General features: G+C 43.5%; 13 protein-coding genes. 6 read left to right on the top strand and 7 right to left on the bottom strand.

Translation table 11 applies throughout. The features are described from left to right. Positions 1 to 583: 583 nt before the first annotated feature. On the bottom strand, positions 584 to 1,564 hold the full coding sequence (locus QMY49_RS06590) for a GlxA family transcriptional regulator (protein WP_017190213.1): 981 nt from the start codon (positions 1,562 to 1,564) through the stop codon (positions 584 to 586). Between the two features lie 46 nt (positions 1,565 to 1,610). Next, on the bottom strand, positions 1,611 to 4,646 hold the full coding sequence (locus QMY49_RS06585; protein WP_283313579.1) for a M6 family metalloprotease domain-containing protein: 3,036 nt from the start codon (positions 4,644 to 4,646) through the stop codon (positions 1,611 to 1,613). 265 nt (positions 4,647 to 4,911) lie between these two features. On the opposite strand from QMY49_RS06585, the gene QMY49_RS06580 reads away from it, so the two are divergent. The 3 genes from QMY49_RS06580 (at position 4,912) to QMY49_RS06570 (ending at position 9,303) form a co-directional block, all read left to right on the top strand. Then, positions 4,912 to 7,251 carry a M9 family metallopeptidase gene (locus QMY49_RS06580; RefSeq protein ID WP_283314088.1) on the top strand — a complete coding sequence of 780 codons (2,340 nt, stop codon included), beginning with the start codon at positions 4,912 to 4,914 and terminating at the stop codon, positions 7,249 to 7,251. A 173-nt stretch (positions 7,252 to 7,424) separates the two neighbouring features. Continuing rightward, entirely contained in the window at positions 7,425 to 8,135 is a 711-nt protein-coding gene (locus QMY49_RS06575) for an EAL domain-containing protein (RefSeq protein WP_050908520.1), read from the top strand. Between the two features lie 229 nt (positions 8,136 to 8,364). Continuing rightward, the gene (locus tag QMY49_RS06570) at positions 8,365 to 9,303 is read left to right on the top strand and encodes a universal stress protein (protein ID WP_199479753.1); all 939 of its coding nucleotides are present in this window, start codon (positions 8,365 to 8,367) and stop codon (positions 9,301 to 9,303) included. 177 nt (positions 9,304 to 9,480) lie between these two features. On the opposite strand, the gene gnd is transcribed toward QMY49_RS06570, so the two are convergent. Genes gnd through zwf form a run of 3 tightly spaced genes read right to left on the bottom strand, consistent with a single transcriptional unit; the run spans position 9,481 to position 13,185 of the window. Continuing rightward, entirely contained in the window at positions 9,481 to 10,929 is a 1,449-nt protein-coding gene (gnd, locus tag QMY49_RS06565) for a decarboxylating NADP(+)-dependent phosphogluconate dehydrogenase (protein ID WP_005445995.1), read from the bottom strand. 40 nt (positions 10,930 to 10,969) lie between these two features. Continuing rightward, a complete protein-coding gene (pgl, locus tag QMY49_RS06560; RefSeq protein ID WP_283313574.1) occupies positions 10,970 to 11,686 on the bottom strand; it encodes a 6-phosphogluconolactonase in 717 nt (238 codons plus the stop codon). Further along, on the bottom strand, positions 11,683 to 13,185 hold the full coding sequence (gene zwf, locus QMY49_RS06555) for a glucose-6-phosphate dehydrogenase (RefSeq protein WP_005445999.1): 1,503 nt from the start codon (positions 13,183 to 13,185) through the stop codon (positions 11,683 to 11,685). Before zwf ends, pgl begins: the two co-directional genes overlap by 4 nt. Positions 13,186 to 13,730: 545 nt before the next feature. Between zwf and QMY49_RS06550 the strand changes: the two genes are divergently transcribed. Continuing rightward, entirely contained in the window at positions 13,731 to 14,669 is a 939-nt protein-coding gene (locus tag QMY49_RS06550) for an AraC family transcriptional regulator (protein WP_258455481.1), read from the top strand. Positions 14,670 to 14,791: 122 nt separating this feature from the next. Then, positions 14,792 to 16,927 (top strand): TonB-dependent siderophore receptor, encoded by a 2,136-nt coding sequence (locus QMY49_RS06545; RefSeq protein ID WP_283313571.1) that lies wholly within the window; start codon positions 14,792 to 14,794, stop codon positions 16,925 to 16,927. A gap of 160 nt (positions 16,928 to 17,087) precedes the next feature. Here the strand turns inward: QMY49_RS06545 and QMY49_RS06540 are convergent, their stop codons facing one another. Both QMY49_RS06540 and QMY49_RS06535 read right to left on the bottom strand, forming a co-directional pair. Next, positions 17,088 to 17,774 (bottom strand): response regulator, encoded by a 687-nt coding sequence (locus tag QMY49_RS06540; protein WP_029788136.1) that lies wholly within the window; start codon positions 17,772 to 17,774, stop codon positions 17,088 to 17,090. After that, positions 17,771 to 19,390 (bottom strand): ATP-binding protein, encoded by a 1,620-nt coding sequence (locus tag QMY49_RS06535; RefSeq protein ID WP_283313565.1) that lies wholly within the window; start codon positions 19,388 to 19,390, stop codon positions 17,771 to 17,773. Before QMY49_RS06535 ends, QMY49_RS06540 begins: the two co-directional genes overlap by 4 nt. A 581-nt stretch (positions 19,391 to 19,971) precedes the next feature. Between QMY49_RS06535 and QMY49_RS06530 the strand changes: the two genes are divergently transcribed. Beyond that, positions 19,972 to 20,199: a hypothetical protein gene (locus tag QMY49_RS06530; protein WP_005446009.1), complete on the top strand. Its 228-nt coding sequence runs from the start codon at positions 19,972 to 19,974 to the stop codon at positions 20,197 to 20,199. The last annotated feature ends 14 nt before the right edge of the window (positions 20,200 to 20,213 follow it).

The raw sequence follows: 20,213 nt of genomic DNA, 5'->3' as shown, positions 1-20,213 counted from the left end.
GATAGTTATAATTGTTATACATCCATAAAGCTACACATTGAGCCAGTTAATAATTGGCTTCCCGCTATAACTCAGCGTCTTATTCTACGTCTAACTATTCAACAGTTGTATAAGAAACATGTTGCTTATTTCTCAAATTTGCAACTGATCAGAGGAGATTTATTTTGGTGTAAATGACTGTTTTATTTATTATTTCGCGTTGCGAAATAATTAGTTAAAAAAAGATAATTTTATAATATTGTGTCTTAATCACCCCCTTTATGAGGCCTAAACCCCCCCTTTATATTTCGAGTGACTACTTAATAATATGCATACAGTTTTAATTTATAACAAACGATATACATTATAAGAACGACAATATTATTAATGGAAATTAAGTCATTATAAGTTTCCATGTATGTGAGTATAAGCTAACGTTATTAAAAATCAATCTAAAACCAACTCATTTATATTCGAACGAAAATAGCAAACGTTTGCCATTTTCGTTCGAATGACCGAGCAAGCATTAAACGACTAAAGAAATGATAATCTTATTAATAACATTACATGTAGAGTGGCTATAGGTCATAAGATAAATTTATAATTAGACTTTTGCTTGCTTTTTCTTGCGATATTCAAGTGGGGAGCAATCATTTTCTCTCTTGAATATCTGCCTGAAAAATTGTGTATCCACATAGCCAGAACGACTAGCGACCTCATCAATGGACAGTTTTGTTGATCTCAACAACTCTTTAGCGAAAGACAAACGACCTAGTTGAATAAACTTAAGTGGACTAATCGAGGTCGCATCTTTAAAACGGCGCTTTAATTGCCTCTCTGACAAACAAGCTTCATTCGCTAGGTCGCTGATGGTAACGATGTCCAAGTCCATAGTAAGAATCCATTTTTGGATTTTAAGAATTAGCTCATCCTTGTGTTGCATGTAGCGAAAGACATCACAATATGAATGCGAGTTTCCACTCCCTTCTATTGTGCTTAAGAATTGGTTACCTAGGTTTCTAGTCTGTTTTCCGAAGTACTCTTCGACAATCTCCAACATGACGTTTGAGTGAGAGTACGGTCCTGAAGATAAGTAGAGATTCCCATCGATGAGCGCTTTCTGCTCAGTCACTAACATGATCTCTGGGAAAAGCTCTCTAAAAAGGTGGGCGAAGTATGAGTGCATTACCGCTTTGTTCTGCTGCAAAAGCCCCGCCTTCGCAACGACAAAAATACCGGTATCAATGGCAACTATTTTGCTGCCTTTTTTATGTAATTTTTTGATCCAATCAACCAGAGCAGGATCAATCTTATCAAGCGATTCTAAGGGGTCTCCTATGGAGCCAATAATTAGTATGTTAGTAAAATCAAAAGATTGCCATTGGGAAGTTGGTTGAACGCTTATCCCTCCTCGACCGCTCAATGGCCGGTTGTTTGGCGTTACGATATGTGTCATGAAACCCGGGAACTCAGCAAACTCAGCCGCTGTTTCTAGGATCTCTAATGAGCTTATTATTGACGCAAAATACCTCCCTGTCGGAGCTAATGCTACGACACGGAGGTTTTTCTTATTGTTTTCCTTCAATCTGCATTCATCCTGTGCATATAAGGCAATGAATTATAATGCTTTTCTACGGAATATCATTCCTTATTATGAATCTGTACAAATTATTACTCTTTGTTCTTAGGCTAATTAGCATCATACACAAAGTAATCCACAAGCCCATTGAGCCACCTTCTTCACTTTTACCAGGATCGGTTTCCGACACAACAGCTTGCTTAACGACCACTTCAACGGTTTTGGTAATGATCGCGCCATCTTTGTCGTTTACCGCCACTTCAAACGTCAGCTTTTCACTTTTCTTGCTGACTTTCGGTAAAGTCACTTCCACATTTGGTGTCTCTGTGGTGGTAAACTTAGCGGTGGTTCCTGAAACTTGGCGCCATTTGAACGAGTGATCAGCTGAGTCAACATCTTTTAGATCAAGGGCTGATAATGTAACTTTGTCGTTTTCTAGACCTTCTTTACGGCTTGCTTTTACCGCAAACGTTGGTTCATCATTGACCGCTTCAATCGTTATTACAGCCGTTGCAGTGTTAGATTCACGCCCGTTTTCTTTCACAATTGCAAATTCAAACTGGTCGTTACCAAAATAGTTTTCATCACTTTGGTAGGTATCGCCATCTAACTTACCATGCTTAGGCGCGGTTTTAATCACGATGGTGTCACCCTTCTCCAATCCTTGCTGCTGCCGTAATTCAAGTGCTAAAGGCTTGTCTTCTTGGGTTTTGTATTGAAGGTTGCTCGCTGTAACAACTGGAGAATTGACGGTGATAACAACTTCACCTTCAGCCGTCGTACCAAAATCGTCAGACACTTGATACTTCATCACTGTTCTCTGCTCAGGAATATCTGAAACAGGTACTGAGTAACGAATTTTCTGCCCAGTAATTTCTGCACTGCCAATCGCTGGTTTTGTTGTGATTTTGTCCAACTTAATGGTGTTATTTGCATCAGAAGAACGATCGTTCGCTAATACATCAATCGTAACGCTTTCACCACTCATCAACGTCACAGAGTCTCTCTGGGCAGTAATGCTCGGTTTTGCTTGAGGTTTTTCTAACAAAGCAGCAAACGGATAGTTACGACCACGACCTTCGCTTAAACCATTCGTCTTGTACGTATTTGTAGTACCGAAAAACTGTTTCTTTTTCTGTCCGTTAGACAAGTAAGCATCCAAGAATGAGTAGCTGTACTCTGGCTTTGCGTTTTCTAATTCAATCACCAACAGCTGTTCGCCGTCATCAATCTCAAATGGTGCAGCAAACATCACTCGACCGCCCGAATCAGGAATCGCACCCGATGACACTTCAACTTGTGTATCAACGTTGATAGATGCATTCCCCCAGCGGTTAGTCGTTAAGTCATACTTAAACATGCGGTAGCGCATATCGGCATTTGGCTGAATTGGTTTCGCATACAAGTAGAAACCTACCAATGTCTTGTAACCTTCGTTGTTATCTAACCCAAACCCTATTGTGTTATTGCGTGAGTCTTCATAAACGTAAGTTCTTGACAGTGAGGTGATCCACGCCGATTTATTGTTTGAAGAAGGAATTGACGCTCGTAGCGATCCATTTTGCGCTGTGCTCGCAATATCATTAATTGAGATATTGGTTTCGCGCCCGCCAGTGATTGTTTTTAGCGAAGGCGATGTATCGTCCGTAACTGTCACTACATTGCTTGAACCAGGGAACACGTCCCCCTGATCAGACCAACCACGCGTTTGTAATTCATCAAGCCCATCCGCTTGGAAAACCTGTACTTGCATTGGACCATTGTCGTTAAAGCGATTGTCCACGCTCACTGCTGTGATTAGTAGCCCTTCACCAGATAACGCACGGTCATATTGGTTTTTGCGGCGGTTTTCGAAGTACGCTCTAGGTCCTTGTTGCTTCAAGTAAGGGTCGAGATACATCACTCCCTCGCCTTGTGCCGTTTCAATGGTCGCGGAACCAGAAGTATCAATGACCTTAGGTTTAATGAAACCAGCAGCTTCCTTACTCCATGCCAGCATATTGACCGGAGTTTCCCCTGCGTAGCTATCGCCTTGTTTGCTTGCCCAGCTTCCTCCGCCCATAAGACCCCATTGGCCCACAGAACCAGAATGCTTGTAGGAGTATAAATCCGGTAGTCCAAGCATCAAGTGTCCAAGCTCATGGGCAATGACCCCCATCGTAGACTGATGATTGCCTTGGAAGTCCGCAAACAAACAGTAATCACGGATCGTCTTACCATCGATCTCAACTGTATTGTGACTGAAGCGGTGAGGCCAGATATATGGTGTGTTAATTGAGCCCGCAGATTTATCGTATCCTGCAAATACAAACATCACCGACAGCTCATCAGGGCTAATTTTGTCATCGTTGTTATCGTCGTAAGTCGACAAATCTACGTAACGATCTAACTTATCGTAAGCCGCCTTGAACGCCGCTTTTAGCTTACCATCACACGTCGAATCATTTTTTGAATGGCAATTCGGATGCGCAATGTCCACCGTAATATCGATAACACCATCATTCGCTGTGCCTTGTGTTTCTCTCGCCGGTTCAACGATATAACGTCCGTAACTGTTCTTGTGGAAGTAGTCTTTGACGCTTTGTTGGTTGTCACCAAAAATCACATCGGTAAAGTCGTTCACAAACGCTTCATCATTGAAGCTTACTTGGACAACCAACAAAGGCTGATGCTTTGGGTCATCTGTCGCATTAACTGCTCGAAGTGGCGTTTGCTCAAAATAGGTATCGCTTAGCGGATCAATACGACTAGAAGGTACTAAAGAGGACGTCGGACTGACTTTTTCTTTTAACAGTGCTTTCACTGATTGTGGTGTTTCTAATTTGGCTTCCACACCAATTGAAGTCGCAACAAAGCGACCATCAACCACTTCGTGTTGACCATAAAACCATCCTGTATCTTCGTCATAGACGTAGATAATGCCTTCCCGGTCTTGATACCAAAAAGATTCTTGGTCGCCATAAAGTTTTAGCTCTTTCCTAGAGCCGTCATTTAATTGGAATTCATGCCAAGTAGGTGCAGGTAACGTATTAGCATGGGCAAAAGAAGCCATCAGTGTACTGATGATAGGAAAATATATTTTTTTCATATACTCGTCGACTAAGGTTAAAAAGTGACGTTATGTATATCAAAATCAATTTTTCCTTCCCAATTAACAATTCTACTAACGTTATAAAAAATGGTTATCTGATTAATATCACATTTAAATACCCTCAAGGATCATAAGACATATTTATTTTCTTATTAAATCCTATTATTTAACTATGGATTAGTAAAAATATATATTTAAATCCCATTTTAATTACAATACTAATTCTATGAAAAATATTACAACCGCATGTCTTCTTTTATCCATGCTTGGTGTTTTAACTGGATGTGGTGGCGATGATTCTTCCGGTGGTGTCACGACAGTTCCTATCGCTGATGTGGATTCCGGCGATAAAAATGATGACACCACTGACGCAGATTCAGATTCAGATTCAGATTCAGATTCAGATTCAGATTCAGATTCAGATTCAGATTCAGATTCTACAGCAGATGATGACGATACGGATACTGTCAACGATGACGACACCGTTACCGATGATGATACAACATCAGACGATGATAAAGACTCAGATGATGACACTACGGGTGATGATGACTCTACCAAAGACGACGGAACCACTGACGACGATACTGACGTAGATGACGATACCGAGCTTTTCCCACACAAAGGAAAATGTACTGTTACGGAACTTAACCTTGACCGAGTTAATATCGAATCACGTGTCGCCAACAGCGACTACGAGTGTATGAGAACTTGGTTCTCCCCTTCTGCTGAACAAGCAGATACCGTTTTTAGCACATTGAGTGTCACACGAATTAACGCTGGCTTAAAAAAAGCAATTGAAGCTTATAAAGGGAAAAAGGAACAAGCTCAGCAGATTTATTACTTGGGCGAGTTTATCAAAGCAGCGTATAAGAACCGACACGACACGTTTGCACGAGACTTACAGCCTTTCCCTTCGGAATTGGGCGCAGAGATAGCCGCTACGATCCAAGAGTTTTTACGCTCACCACACGCATTAACAGATGGACGTGAACAACAAGAAGCACTGGCATCCATGTTGATTGTTGTTGATAGCATTAGACAACTTGCCATTGCCGCTCCCGATGTTTTCGCTGTTCTCGATACCTTTTCTGAAGACAAAAGCGAGAGCTACTATTATCGCAAAGCGATCAACAATGTTTTTATCGCTATGGCAGGGCATTCCCAAACCAAAGCGTTTTACGATCTTATCGAGTCTGATCCACGTTATATTCATCGTTTGAGTGCTTTTATAACCAACAACGAATGGGCGATCGGAACGGATTCTGAACAATTACTCGGCAACGCCGCCCGTGAGCTCGCTAGACTTGTCAAAACCCAAGATGCGAGCACAAAACAAGTCGTCGTCGATACTTTACGTAGCTTGTTGGCACGTTACCCACTCGGTGGTAAATCGGACCGAATATGGGTTGGTATTGCTGAAATGGTCAATGCTTATGCGCCGGATTACCTAGAACAACTCGGGCTTGGTAATGCGAAGCAAGATCTAAAACAGAAAATCATGACATTCAGTTACGACTGTCGTGGACCTGCGCAAATACTCGCTCAGGAAATGACTGAAGCTCAAGCAGTGACAAGCTGCGAAACATTGAACCTGAAAGAAGATGACTTCCACCAAATTGTTAACACGGGATATCAGCCTGTCGCTGATGATCATAGCGACAGTGTTGACGTTATTGTTTTTAAAACCAAAAACGACTATTCAACCTACTCTAGCTTCCTATTCGGTAACACGACCAACAACGGCGGACAATTCCTCGAACGAGACCCTTCCAAGCAAGGAAATGTACCTCGATTTGTCGCTTATCAAAACGGATGGGATGACGACTTTTCGATTCTAAACTTAGAGCATGAATACATTCACTATTTGGACGGACGATTTAACCAATACGGTGACTTCCACGAGACAATGCGCGAAGGTAGCATCGTTTGGTGGTTAGAAGGCTTCGCTGAATACATGCACTACAAAGACGGCTATACCGCGGCATTAGTACTTGGTAAAGACAAAACTCATACTTTAGATGAAGTGTTCCGTACCAACTACAGCGACGGTTTGAATCGTGTTTACCGTTGGGGCTACCTAGCCGTACGCTTTATGTTAGAAAAGCACCCAGAAGACGTAACCGAGCTTTTGGGATATTCACGTACCGGACAATACAAAGAGTGGGTTAAACTCCTTGAACGACTCGGTCCTGCCTACAATACAGAGTTTCACTCATGGCTAGATGAAGTAACCAAAGACATTGATGACACGGACATTTCTAAGCCGAAGCCAAAAGAAAAACCGAAGAAAATTGAGCTCAATACCAGTGTTCAAGTTAGTGGTGAAAAGTTCGCAGAGAAACTTTTCTTCGTCGACGTGACGCAGAACTTCAATCAATTGGAAGTATCGATTACCGGTAGCGGTGACGCCGATTTATATGCTTGTTATGACAAAGTCTGTCACTACTTTGAGTACGAGTGGACCAACTTTACTCATGGCAGTAACGAATCCATTTCGATTCCAAAGAATGAAGACGGCACCATAAAAACGGGTCAATACTATTTCAGCATCAGTGGTCGTGACGAGTTCGACGTAGAGCTATCAGTGGTCGCGAAATAAGCCACTCTCAACCTTCATTAAGCACCTGCTTTCCTTACGGTGCTTAATGAACATTAAATATAATTTATAGCGCTATTATAATTCTTAATTTCCTGAAGCAATTACTTTGGATATAAAATGCAAAACAATGCTTAAGTGTAACGTCGTAATATTAAATTGAAAAAGTGAATAATATGCAAAGGAATAAGCCTTACCTGCCTAACTTCAAATTGACTGACTTTGATATAGAAACATTAGTACAACCTATCATTTGCCCTAAAAGTCAAGAAATTCAATATTACGAAACGTTATCGAAGATTTGTACTTTTGACAAAAATAACATTAATAACGACGTCTTCTTTTCAATTGTAGATAATTCGTTTATTCAAACGCTCGCTTTACAGCAAATTCAATTTTCTCTCGCCCAATACCCACACCAGCGACACTCATTTAATATTAAGCTTTCATGTTTGGCTGACGAGCACTTTGTACAAAAGCTCTTAAGCTTCAACGGAGCCAAGTTCGCATTAGAAATCAGTGAACTTGATTGCTATACCGAATCGAAAGAAATACACCATAACTTGTCGCAGTTACAGGCAAACAACATCGAAATTTGGTTGGATGATTATCATAGCAACAACAAACTCGCCAATATGTCGCTCGACACCATCTTTTGGGACCGTATTAAAATCGACAAAAGCTTCCTCAAGTACGCGGATCTAGAGTCTATACAAGCGTTAGAGTACTTCTTAGCACCATTTTGTTCTCGTGGTTTGATTTTTGAAGGTGTCGAAGACACTCAACATCATGAGATGCTTAAAGAGTGCCACTCTTTGGTCCAAGGCTACCACTATTCGCGCCCTTACCCATTGCAGTCTGAACAAGCTGTTTCGTTGTGTTCTTAACAAACGTCTTTCTTTTCCTAGCCATTCCTCCAGATAACGAAACGCCCAAAGATTCCCTCTTTGGGCGTTTTCATTTTCAAGCCACGTTCAAACTCAATCATCCGTAATCTAGCTAAGGTATTGATCTCAGTTTGCACATCCAATTTATGTTGTTTCAGGTCAAGTAACCACACTATAAACATGGAAATATTACCTTTCTGATACAACACTTAATAAAAAGGAGGTGCGTATGAAAAGATTCAAAAACATCTTGTTCGTTAGCCAAGGATTGGCTGGCAAAAGTGACTCACTGGAACAAGCAATGAAACTTGCCACAATCCATGACGCTCGCTTATCTGGGCTTATCGTGTGCCCTGAGATGCCATCCAATATGCGCGAATACCAACAGACCTACGAAAACTCTCTGATAGACTCACTATTTACTGACATTAAAACCGCACAGTTGAACGATCCTTTCTCTGACGATGTAGAGCCGTTCCCAATCAGCGTTGAGAGCGGTGACAAACCTGTTGTCTCTATCATTCAACAAGTTAATAAACACCACTACGATCTGGTAATCAAAGATGCTGAGCCACTGGACGAGGGAACAAAAGGGTTTAAAGCGCTCGATATGAAATTATTGCGTAAGTGCCCTTGCCCTGTATGGCTAAACCGAGCAGCAAAACATGTAACGGTATCGAAACGAGTGGCGGTGGCTATCGATCCCATCATTTCCAGTGAAGAGCAACAAGAATTAACAGTTCATCTTCTCCAGTTAGCCCACTCCATCGCAGACTCCTACAACCAACAATTGCACATCGTGTCTTGTTGGGAGTATCAGATGGAAAGCTATCTAAGGCATCATATTTGGATTCAGATTGAAGATGAATTGCTCGACCAACAAATCGATGCTCACCGAATCGCACACCGTGAAGCATTGGATTCCATCATTCAAATTTCTGAAATTGATGGTGAGTTCTTTATCCATCACTTACACGGCTCCGCTGATGAGCAGATACCAAACTGGGTCAATAAAGAGGATGTAGATGTGCTTGTAATGGGCACCATTGCTCGAACGGGCATTCAAGGTATGGTCATTGGTAATACTGCAGAGAATGTATTGCAGTCACTTGACTGTTCTTTGGTGGCGTTAAAACCAAAGAGTTTCGTTTCTCCCCTTTCGGTTTGAGTCAAAACACCAACACCTGGAGGGACTATAAGGACGAAATATGCCTATATGCCCAAGTGACTTCAAGGTATGGATTCTGAGCGTTACGTTAGATTTGAACCCAAGGAACACAGGTTGCAACAGTCATTAAAAAGGATGCCACTTGGCATCCTTTTGTTTTAAATCACTAAAGCGCAATTAAACGTCGTAAGTTGTCGACGCTGTGTTACCGCCTGTACCAGTCCAGTTTGTGTGGAAGAATTCACCACGTGGACGATCCGTACGCTCGTAAGTGTGAGCACCGAAGTAGTCACGTTGAGCTTGAAGCAGGTTAGCTGGTAGACGAGCAGTTGTGTAACCATCTAGGAAAGATAGCGCAGAAATCGTACATGGCATTGGGATACCAGACTCTAGAGATTTCGCTGCTACTTTACGCCATGCCGCTAGGCTGCCTTGTAGGATGTTTTTGAAGTACTCATCAGAACCTAGGAATGCGATATCTGGGTTCGCTTCGTACGCATCACGAATGTTGCCTAGGAACGCAGAACGGATGATACAACCACCACGCCACATTAGTGCTACGTTACCGTAGTTTAGGTCCCAACCATTTTCGTTCGATGCTTCGCGCATTAGCATGAAGCCTTGAGCGTAAGAGATGATTTTAGATGCCAGTAGTGCTTGACGTAGTGCATCAACCCACTCTTGCTTGTCGCCTTCAACTGGTGTGATTGTCTTACCGAATAGAGACTCAGCTTCAACACGTTGGTCTTTCAATGCAGATAGGCAACGAGAGAATACAGATTCAGAGATAAGAGTCAGTGGAATACCTAAGTCTAGTGCGTTGATACCAGTCCATTTACCAGTACCTTTTTGGCCCGCTGTATCTAGGATCTTCTCTACTAGTGGTTCACCGTCTTCATCTTTGTAGCCAAGGATGTCAGCAGTGATTTCAACAAGGTAGCTATCTAGCTCAGTCTTGTTCCAATCTGCGAATACAGCTTGCATCTCATCTGCAGACATACCAAGACCATCTTTCATGAACTGGTAAGCTTCAGTGATAAGCTGCATGTCGCCGTATTCGATACCGTTGTGTACCATCTTAACGAAGTGACCTGCACCATCGTTACCAACCCAGTCACAACAAGGCTCACCAGCGTCAGTTTTCGCTGCAATACCTTGGAAGATAGGCTTAACAGCTTCCCATGCTTCAGCAGAACCACCAGGCATAATAGATGGACCAAAACGAGCACCTTCTTCACCACCAGATACACCAGTGCCGATGAAGTGGATGCCTTTTTCACGTAGTGCAGCAACGCGACGGTTTGTATCTGGGTAATTAGTGTTACCACCGTCAATAATGATGTCGCCTTTGTCTAGTAGAGGTACTAGAGCTTCGATGAACTTGTCTACAACTTCACCTGCGCGAACCATCAACATCACTTTACGTGGCGCTTCTAGCTTCTCTACTAGTTCTTCTAGAGAGTATGCACCGATGATGTTTGTGCCTTTCGCCGGACCTTCCAGGAACTCGTCTACTTTAGCAGCAGTACGGTTGTGAGCCACAACTTTAAAGCCGTGGTCGTTCATGTTTAGGATAAGGTTTTGACCCATTACAGCAAGGCCGATTACACCGATATCACCTTTCATTGTTTCTCTCCAATTGTCTTTTATTCGACCAGCGACCGTCTTAAACGATTTTCGCCGCTGCGTCTAAATCTAAATACCATTCCGTCAGACCCGATGTCGCTTGGATCTTCGCCGCCGGATATGGAAGTACGCGTGCTGGTGAGCTGTTAATCTCTTCAATGATATCTGCTTTACCAGCACCAAGTACTAAGTAACTGATGCGCTTCGCTGCTTCTAATACGCGTGCCGTCTTTGATACGCGAATCTGACCAGACTCAGGATGAGACGCCAACACTGATAGGTTCTGATCATCGTAGTTTGTCTGACCTGGGAACAGTGATGCAGTATGACCATCTGCGCCAACACCAAGCAAGATCCAATCAAACACAGGAGTGCCATTTTCAGTTGGAATCACTTCTGCCATCTCTTTCGCAAAACGTTCTGCTTCTACTTTTGGCTCTTCTTCACCACGGATACGGTGAATGTTCTCAGCAGGAATATTGACCTGCGTAAAGAGTAGAGCATTTGCTTCGCCATAGTTGCTTTCTGCATCATCAGGCGCAACGCAGCGCTCATCACCCCACCAGAAGTGGAGGTTTTGCCACTGAATTGACGTCGCGTAAGCCTCTGTTGCCAGAAGCTTAAACAGCATTTTAGGTGTGCTGCCGCCAGAAAGAGAGATGTGAACAGGTCGGCCCATTTCGCTAAACGCTTTCATATCGTTAGCAAGGCTTTCTACTACCTGCTCTGCTGTTTGGTAGATCTTGTGGTTGATCATAGTTCGCAGTAGTCCGTATCTGTTAGGTTTTTACAAGGGAAACGCCATGCGCGGTTAGCTCGCTGTAGCAAGTCGTCCGCTTCTTTTGGTCCCCATGTACCACATGCGTATCCGAATAGCGCTTGTGGGTCTTGCTTGAAATCTAGAATTGGTTGCACGTATTTCCAACACGCTTCAACCGCATCGCTACGAGCAAATAGCGTCGCATCACCGTTTAGGGCATCAAGAAGTAGACGCTCATAAGCAGTTAGCATTTGGGTTTCTTGCAGGTCAGCGTAATGGAAGTTCATTTTCACTTCCTTCGCTTTAAAGCCTGCGCCCGGCTCTTTCAGACCAAAGCTCATTTGGATGCCTTCGTCTGGCTGAATACGAATAATCAGCTTGTTCTCTGGTGCGTTTTGTCCAAACACTGGGTGTGGTGTTTGTTTAAAGTGGATAACCACTTCTGTCACGCGAGTCGGTAGACGCTTACCTGTACGTACGTAGAAAGGCACGCCATTCCAACGCCAGTTGTTGATGTAAGCTTTCAGACCGATGTAAGTCTCAGTACGAGAATCGTCTGCTACGCCGTTCTCTTCACGGTAACCTGGAAGTTGTTGACCACGAACTTCAGACGCCGTGTACTGACCCAATACAAGGTCGTTGCGAAGTGCGTCTTCATCCAGTGGTTTAAGACACTGAAGCACTTTCACGACTTCATCACGCATCGCGTCAGCATTGATTTGTGCAGGCGGCTCCATACCCACCATTGCTAACACTTGTAGCAAGTGGTTTTGGAACATGTCGCGAACCGCACCTGAACCATCGTAGTAACCGCCACGCTCTTCTACGCCTAAGAATTCTGCGCCTGTGATTTCCACGTAATCAATGAAGTTACGGTTCCACAACGGCTCAAACATCGCGTTAGAGAAACGAAGTACAAGCAGGTTTTGAACCGTTTCTTTACCTAGGTAGTGGTCGATACGGTAGATCTGATGCTCTTGGAAGTGTTCGTGGATCTCTTTATCCAGTGAACGCGCTGATTCAAGGTCGTACCCGAATGGTTTCTCAATGATCAGACGCTTCCAACCATCTTCCTCATTGTTCAGACCGTGAGCTGCAAGGCTTGCAGGAATCACGCTGTATAGGCTTGGTGGCGTTGCAAGATAGAAAAGCGTATTACGTTGTTCGAATTGGTATTCGTTTGCCAGTTGGTCTAAGCGTGTCGCCAACTTGCTGTAATCTTGTGTGTCAGAAGTATTGATTGCTTGGTAATGCAGGTGATTGATAAATGCATTAAGCGTTTCTGGCTCAGTTTTCTCCATTTCCTGAAGCGATTTTTTCAGCTTTTCGCGGTAAGAATCGTCGCTGTACTCAGTACGACTTACGCCAAGAATGGCAAAATTCTCTGGAAGCTGTTTGTTCGCATAGAGGTGGTAGAGAGCAGGAATTAACTTACGGTACGTAAGGTCACCTGAAGCACCAAAAATAACGATGCTGCTGTTTTCTGGTATTACCATCATCTTTCCCTTAAAAACGAGGTACTTATTGTGTGCCCGGATACGGCTAAAGGATTGAGCCAACCCTATCAATGGCACTCAAAAATAGAAAATTGGTCTTACCTATTACGTTGATAGGTAAAGCCTATAGTCTCAAATCACTACAACTACTGAGCCCCTTAAACATAGTCTGGTTCTCAACATTTGGAGGTCATATAAGACGCTTATGTCTCTCGAGTACAACCTTGCACTCTTCGGAGGAGATTTCCGACACGGGGGCGTATTGTCTACGACTATTTGATTTACATCAACACTTGGCGGTGCAAACGTTTAAATAATTTACACAAATCATCATAATCAATTGAATTAAAAGAAATAAATACCCTACCCGGTCTAGTGATAAAATTTAAGCAAAAACTCTAAAAAGATTATTTATTGTTCAATTTTGCAATCCATTACATAAGCTCTGTGCACTATGCAGAATTTACAACTCTACTTCATAGTTGTTGATAATGATACTTAATTAAAGATAATGGACTATTCTATCAACACACGTTAGGACTGCTATGAATCAGGGCTCAGCAAAACAGCAATCGACGCATCGTATTCAAGGCGTATTGGATTACATTCATAGTAATCTTGATTCCCCTTTGAGCGTTGATGACATCTCGCAACAAAGTTGCTGGTCTCGCTGGCAGTTGCAGCGCGTGTTTCAGCAGCAAACAGGACTTTCGGTTGCAAACTACGTTAGAGAGCTTAAGTTAAGCTACGCAGCAGAGCGATTAGTCGGCGGAAGTGAGCGCTCTTTGGATATTGCGCTGGAAATGGGGTTTGCCTCCGAGCACGCATTCAGCCGCGCATTCAAGCAGATGTTTTCTGTCAGCCCTCGCGAATATAGAAAGAACCAACAGTTATCAGGGTTACGTAAACCATTTACGTTACGCCACCTTCCAGAAGCGTCGCACAATGACGGACACTTTATCGAAGTAAAGATTGAAACGAAACCAAGCTTTTATCTTCAGGGGCTTTCTCAACCAATCTGCGGTTTGTTCTCCCCTTCTCCAAACTTCCATTACAAAGTGCCGCAGTTATGGCTTCAGCTTTCTCTTATTGCCGATCAAGTCGAAGAGCCACCAGTTCGCCATCTCGGTGTTATTGATGTCACCCACCCTCACTTTGATGGTTCGAACCTTCAATATTGGGCAGGTTATGAACTCGACGACAATGTCCATTTACCAAGCATTCCAAATGCAGTGTCTGACCAGTTAGAGACCTTATTCGTACCACAGCAAACTTATGCCGTAATCACTCACATCGGTAAGGCAGCGAAACTTGCACAAACCCTTGAGTGGTTCATCATGTGTTGGTTACCTGCTTCAAATTATCGCGGCGTCGATGGGTATGAGCTTGAAAACTATCCGGCAGACTACCAACCCGACAGTGATAACGCCCAAATGCAATACTGGTTACCCGTAGAGCGTTGTTACAGCCGACACTCGAAGTAAGAGAAAAGTCCTATCCTTTAGAGCGAGTTGCACCAAATTGTTAACTTTTCTATTTTTCCTATCTATAAAATACAAATGACAATCATTATCAATAACTAGAAAAAGTAGTGGAATTAGGAAAAATGGAAACCCCGATTAAATTTCATCGCTCAACACTTGCAGTTGTTGTTTCTGCGCTGATCGCAGGACACGCTGTTGCTGACGAAGACGTAACTCAACTCGAAACAATGACCGTATTAGGTGAAACTTACCGAAATACGGCAACAAAAACGTCATTAGAACCAGAAGAAACCCCACAGGCAATCACCATCATTACGAAGGATGAGATGGATTTACGCGGAGTGAGCACGGTCAGCGAAGCACTTCGTTACTCATCTGGTGTAAATACCGAACTACGCGGTGGTGCCGTTACGCGTCTAGACCTATTCAATATCCGTGGTTTCATTAACTACACCAACTTCTACGATGGTCTCCCTCTCCTATTCAACGGTTGGAACTTACAGCCACAAATTGATGCGGCTGCGGTTGAGCAAGTTGAAGTGTTCAAAGGACCTACGTCTGTTTTATATGGAAACATTCCACCAGGTGGCATGGTCAACATCATCGCAAAGACTCCGCAATCTGAGCCAGCTAACACGGTATCAGTCAGTACTGGCACCAACAGCCTGAAAGAAGTGAACTTCGACACCACGGGGCAAATTGGTGATTCAAACGTGAACTACCGCATCGTAGGGATGGCGAAACAGCGAGATGGGCAAGCAGAGACATCAGAAGACGAGCGTTATCTGATTGCGCCGTTATTCGACTGGCAAGCGACAGACAACACGCTTGTTAATGTCAACGTGTACTACCAAAACGATCCTTCGGCAGGTATTTACACCACAGTTCCAGCAGCGGGCTCCGTTCTCGATAACCCACTCGGTTCGTTGTCTCCTGATACTTACTTGGGCGACAAAAACTGGAACACCTATGAACGTGAAGTGTTGATGATTGGCTACAAAATTCTGCACGACTTCAACAACAACTGGCAGTTCTTGCAAAATGCACGCTACATGACGGCTGACTCGTACCAAGAAAACACGTATAACAGCCCATTAGCCGCTGATAATCGCACGATTGGTCGTAATGCTTACCTCACGGATGAAGACTCAACTTCATTTGTGATTGATAACCAATTATCAGGCTACGTTGCCCATGGCAATTTCGAGCATAACTTGCTACTTGGGTTAGATTACCAATACCTAGATTCTGATGTGAAATACAAAGACACCTTAGGTTATTCACTTACGCAAGACATCTTTAATCCTAATCACAATCAGATTGACCGCGACGCTCTAAAGTTCGCTTACCAGCAGACACTGGATATCAAGACGAAACAGCTTGGCGTTTACTTCCAAGACCAACTTCGCTACAACAACCTTGTGATGATTGCCGGACTTCGCTGGGATAAATACGAATCCGACACCAACACTGTGAGTGATTACCTAGGCACAGTCACACCGAGCAAGGAAAAGCTTGATGAAAACAACGTATCTTTCCGAGTTGGTGCGTTATACGAGCTTGATTTTGGTCTGGCTCCTTACCTGACTTACTCAGAGAGTTTTGAACCAATCGCGGGGGCTGATGCATCAGGTAAAGCGTTCGACCCTTCTACTGGTCATCAATGGGAGCTGGGCTTCAAATACGCCCCTCTGGGTGGTGACGTATCAGGCAACCTAGCGCTGTTCCATATCACCAAGAAAAACGCGATCTTGACCGATCCTAACAACCCATACGCACCGCAATACCAAGCTGGTGAAGTGGTTTCTCAAGGTGCAGAGCTAGAAGCGAAATGGCAAGCAACGCCGCAAGCTGACCTAACGCTAAACTACACCTATATCAATATGGAAATTAAAGAAGACAGCTATTACCACCAAGAAGGCAAAACGCCAGTGTGGGTACCAGAACAAACCGCTTCTTTATGGGCAAATTACTACTATGAAGGTACTTTAACAGGGCTTCGCACTAGTGCTGGCGTTCGTTACGTAGGTAAAACAGAAATGGATGCACAAAATAGTGACCAAGTGCCAGATTACACCTTGGTTGACCTAGCGGCGAGCTATGACTTATCGGCGGCTTCACAATCACTCGACGGCGCAAGCGTCACGCTGTCTGCGAGCAATATCTTTGATGAGGAATACTACAGCTGTTACGACAAGAACAACTGTTGGTTTGGTGCTGAACGATCTATCGAAGCGAAGCTTGAGTACAAGTTCTAACGCCTAACAAGCCGCTCAAACAAGTTCTTTTTCGAGAACATAAAAACAAACTGTATATTTCACAAATGAAAAGCGGTGGCTACCAATAAGCCACCGCTTTTCATTTCTCTTAGCTTTTACTACAGAGCGCTTCTGAACAGTATTTAAAGTTCGAGTTGAGTTACCTTGTCACTTTTCTGTAGCAACGCTCAGGTCGCCCTACCGTGCCATAATTTAAGTCTGCCTCTAATTCACCAGAACTGATCAAGTATTCCAAATAACGTCTGGCCGTTGTTCGGCTGGCACCAATTTGCTCTCCAGCGTCATCCGCCGTATACATCTCTTCACCGACGAACAATCCTCGAATTTTATCCAAAGTTACCCCATCAATCCCTTTGGGCAATCTGTGCGACGACGTGTCTGGTACCACATTTGATTGCAGCATCTTATCAACTAAATTCTGGTCCAAGCTTTCTGCGACATGGAGTTGTTGGCGTTGCGAAATGTACTTTTGCAATGCAGCCTCCAACCTTGGAAACATCACTGGCTTAAGCAGATAATCAACTACACCACCTCGCATCGCTTGTTGCAGTGTATCTACGTCTCTTGCCGCGGTAATTAAAATCACATCACAAGTTTGATTGTTCGCACGAAGCGTATTGAGGATCTCTAATCCTGTTCCATCGGGTAAATACACATCCATGAGCAGCAAATCAGGCTTGAGCACCTCAAGCTGTAATTCTGCTTCCATCCGTGTCGTTGCAATGCCCACCACTTCCAAGCCAGAGAGTTGGCTCAGATATTTATGATGTAGCTCTGCAATGGCAATATCATCCTCGATGATCATGACTCGCGTTGCCGTATTCATACTTGTTCTTCCTTAGGCAAATACACGGTAATTCTCGTTCCACGTTCTGTATTTGGTAGCATCTCAACATAACCGTGATAACGCGTCGCCAGTTGATTAACAAGATGCAATCCCACACCTCGATTCTGACGCGACTTGGTTGAAATGCCCTTTTTCAAAAGCTCTTGTGGCTCAATGTTTTCCGGCAGTCCACACCCTTGGTCGACAACCTCTAAAATCACTTCGTTGCCATAATCACTGATCGACACATCAATGCTGCGGCGCTCTAATGCAAACGCAGACTCAACACGAATAGCAGACAGCGTCGCATCGAAAGCGTTGTCGATTAGGTTGCCAAGTACCGTGACCAGATCTTCTGCATTTAACCACTCAGGTAATGGCTCCAATCGACTGCCTTCTTCTACCACTAACTGTAATCCCAGTTCACGAGCACGCTCGGTTTTACCCAGTAACATGCCAGCAATAAGCGGGTCTTTGATGGTATCGCGTAAAAATTCTATCATCGCTTGATAGTGCGCTGTCTCTTGCCCAATCAATTGTTGAACCGCTTCGAGTTCCCCCATCTGAACCAATCCACTGATCGTATTAAGCTTATTTCTGTGCTCGTGAGTCTGAGAGCGAAGCAAATCGGCGTATTCTTTAGTTTGCGAAAGCTGTTCAGTAAGTTCGTTTATTTCATCACGCAGACGGAAACTGGAAACCGCACCGACGATTTTTCCTTCGACGTAGATTGGTGAACGGTTGGCAATTAAACGCTTGTGATTAAGGAAGATCTCGATATCGTGATCTTCTTGCCCTGTTTCCAGCACGGTATACAAATCGCTGTCTCGCAGGGTATCTGTCAGCGGTTTATTCAGAGCCGATTCCCTTTCAATACCTAAAATCTGACATGCACTTCGGTTGATGGAACGCAATACACCTTGGGCATCAATACTTAATACCCCTTCTTTAATAGTGCTCATGGTGACGTCGAGTTCACCGTACAAACGCCCAATTTCCTCTGGTTCAAAACCCAAAATGGCACGCTGAAATTTTCGGGATGCATAGTTGGAAACAATCGCGTTGGCAGCAACAACGATCAATGCCATTAAGATAAGGAATGCAAAGAAAGGCTCGATGCGGTCTTGTAAGCGTTCCAGCAAATAACCGACCGAAACCACACCAATGATGTTGCCTTGTTGATCGAAAATTGCTGCTTTACCACGGACGGAATAACCCAATGATCCTTGAGCTGTCGAGATGTATGACTTACCTTCCACCAGCGCTCGTTGGTTGTCGCCGCCTTTCATTGGCTTACCGATGCGCTCGTCGATAGGGTGAATCAAACGCACACCATTTTTATCCCCAATCACAATGAACGCAGCACCAAGTGCCTCAGTCATTTCACGAAACCGCTGTTGATAAGGGTCGGTATTCTGAGACTCAATCATTTCGCGAACAATATGAGAAGTAGACAAGAAACGAGCAACGCCAAGCGCTTTCTCCCCCATCTCTTGTTCTTGGTCGAATTTTAGGTAGGTAAAGCCCGCAGCCACCAGAATAAGAAGTTCGATCAAACCCGACAGCGTCATAATAATAAGCATGCGCTTACGAAAGCTGATCCGACTCCAACTCATTGATATTTCCTTTATCTTCGCCAGTTTTCCACGTCACTGTGGCACACTTGCCTAAGTTAACACTGAGTTAACATGCTCGCTCTAATCAAATGACAAATCTGTGAACAGACGAAACGTTCTGAATGGTTTACGGTTAATTTATAGGCGCGCCGTGCTTTCTTCAGTTCGAACAAACCCGTTCCAACACTTAGCTCTGTCACTCATGGCTCATTTAGCGCATTTATAGCCGCCGTGAAATATCAAAATTCAATCATAATGCTAACGAAATAATGTTGTAATTTATTCAACATCATACATAAATTGCCATCTAAATCTTGAACATGATCACACCAAATTTAGCGGTTTTTGAGGCGTTTTTAGACTTTCGATCGTATAATTTTTAGTCAAGAAGCCTAGCAGAGCTTCGAATAAAGAAAGCAGCCAACTGGAAGTCTATTTAACGCTCAACACTTGCGTCAGTAAATTTGAAGATACATTGATAAAAATACAAATACTGACCGTAGGACAACCACTTAGACACCATCTGCAATTGCAATAACTATAAACAGAGGTGCTTTTATAGTTAGAAGGAACACCAAAACATGGAACGCGATACATTTGGAATTTGCCTGAATAAGGCTATGCTGTCAGAGAATATGTATTCAACGTTTACGCACGTCAGGGCTTATGAAAAGAGTGACACCAGTTCTTCTGATCTCAAGGTGCTGCTTTCATTCCCACAGATGAGTGGTAAAGACTTACTGAATACTATGCGAGGCTCTCGTCAGCTTGAGTGGAGAGCAGAATTTCACTGCCCTTCGATGAAGTGAATCAGTACAAGTCA

The organism is Vibrio harveyi (assembly GCF_030060435.1).
Classification (GTDB): Bacteria; Pseudomonadota; Gammaproteobacteria; order Enterobacterales; family Vibrionaceae; genus Vibrio; species Vibrio harveyi.
This window is presented reverse-complemented; position numbering and strand designations above follow the sequence as displayed.

What these genes read in the sequence shown, in the direction of transcription:
- QMY49_RS06585 (WP_283313579.1), bottom strand. Translation starts at nt 4,646, where the DNA reads ATGAAAAAAATATATTTTCCTATCATCAGTACACTGATGGCTTCTTTT.
- QMY49_RS06580 (WP_283314088.1), top strand. Translation starts at nt 4,912, where the DNA reads ATGCTTGGTGTTTTAACTGGATGTGGTGGCGATGATTCTTCCGGTGGT.
- QMY49_RS06575 (WP_050908520.1), top strand. Translation starts at nt 7,425, where the DNA reads ATGCAAAGGAATAAGCCTTACCTGCCTAACTTCAAATTGACTGACTTT.
- QMY49_RS06570 (WP_199479753.1), top strand. Translation starts at nt 8,365, where the DNA reads ATGAAAAGATTCAAAAACATCTTGTTCGTTAGCCAAGGATTGGCTGGC.
- gnd (WP_005445995.1), bottom strand. Translation starts at nt 10,929, where the DNA reads ATGAAAGGTGATATCGGTGTAATCGGCCTTGCTGTAATGGGTCAAAAC.
- pgl (WP_283313574.1), bottom strand. Translation starts at nt 11,686, where the DNA reads ATGATCAACCACAAGATCTACCAAACAGCAGAGCAGGTAGTAGAAAGC.
- zwf (WP_005445999.1), bottom strand. Translation starts at nt 13,185, where the DNA reads ATGGTAATACCAGAAAACAGCAGCATCGTTATTTTTGGTGCTTCAGGT.
- QMY49_RS06550 (WP_258455481.1), top strand. Translation starts at nt 13,731, where the DNA reads ATGAATCAGGGCTCAGCAAAACAGCAATCGACGCATCGTATTCAAGGC.
- QMY49_RS06545 (WP_283313571.1), top strand. Translation starts at nt 14,792, where the DNA reads ATGGAAACCCCGATTAAATTTCATCGCTCAACACTTGCAGTTGTTGTT.
- QMY49_RS06540 (WP_029788136.1), bottom strand. Translation starts at nt 17,774, where the DNA reads ATGAATACGGCAACGCGAGTCATGATCATCGAGGATGATATTGCCATT.
- QMY49_RS06535 (WP_283313565.1), bottom strand. Translation starts at nt 19,390, where the DNA reads ATGAGTTGGAGTCGGATCAGCTTTCGTAAGCGCATGCTTATTATTATG.
- QMY49_RS06530 (WP_005446009.1), top strand. Translation starts at nt 19,972, where the DNA reads ATGGAACGCGATACATTTGGAATTTGCCTGAATAAGGCTATGCTGTCA.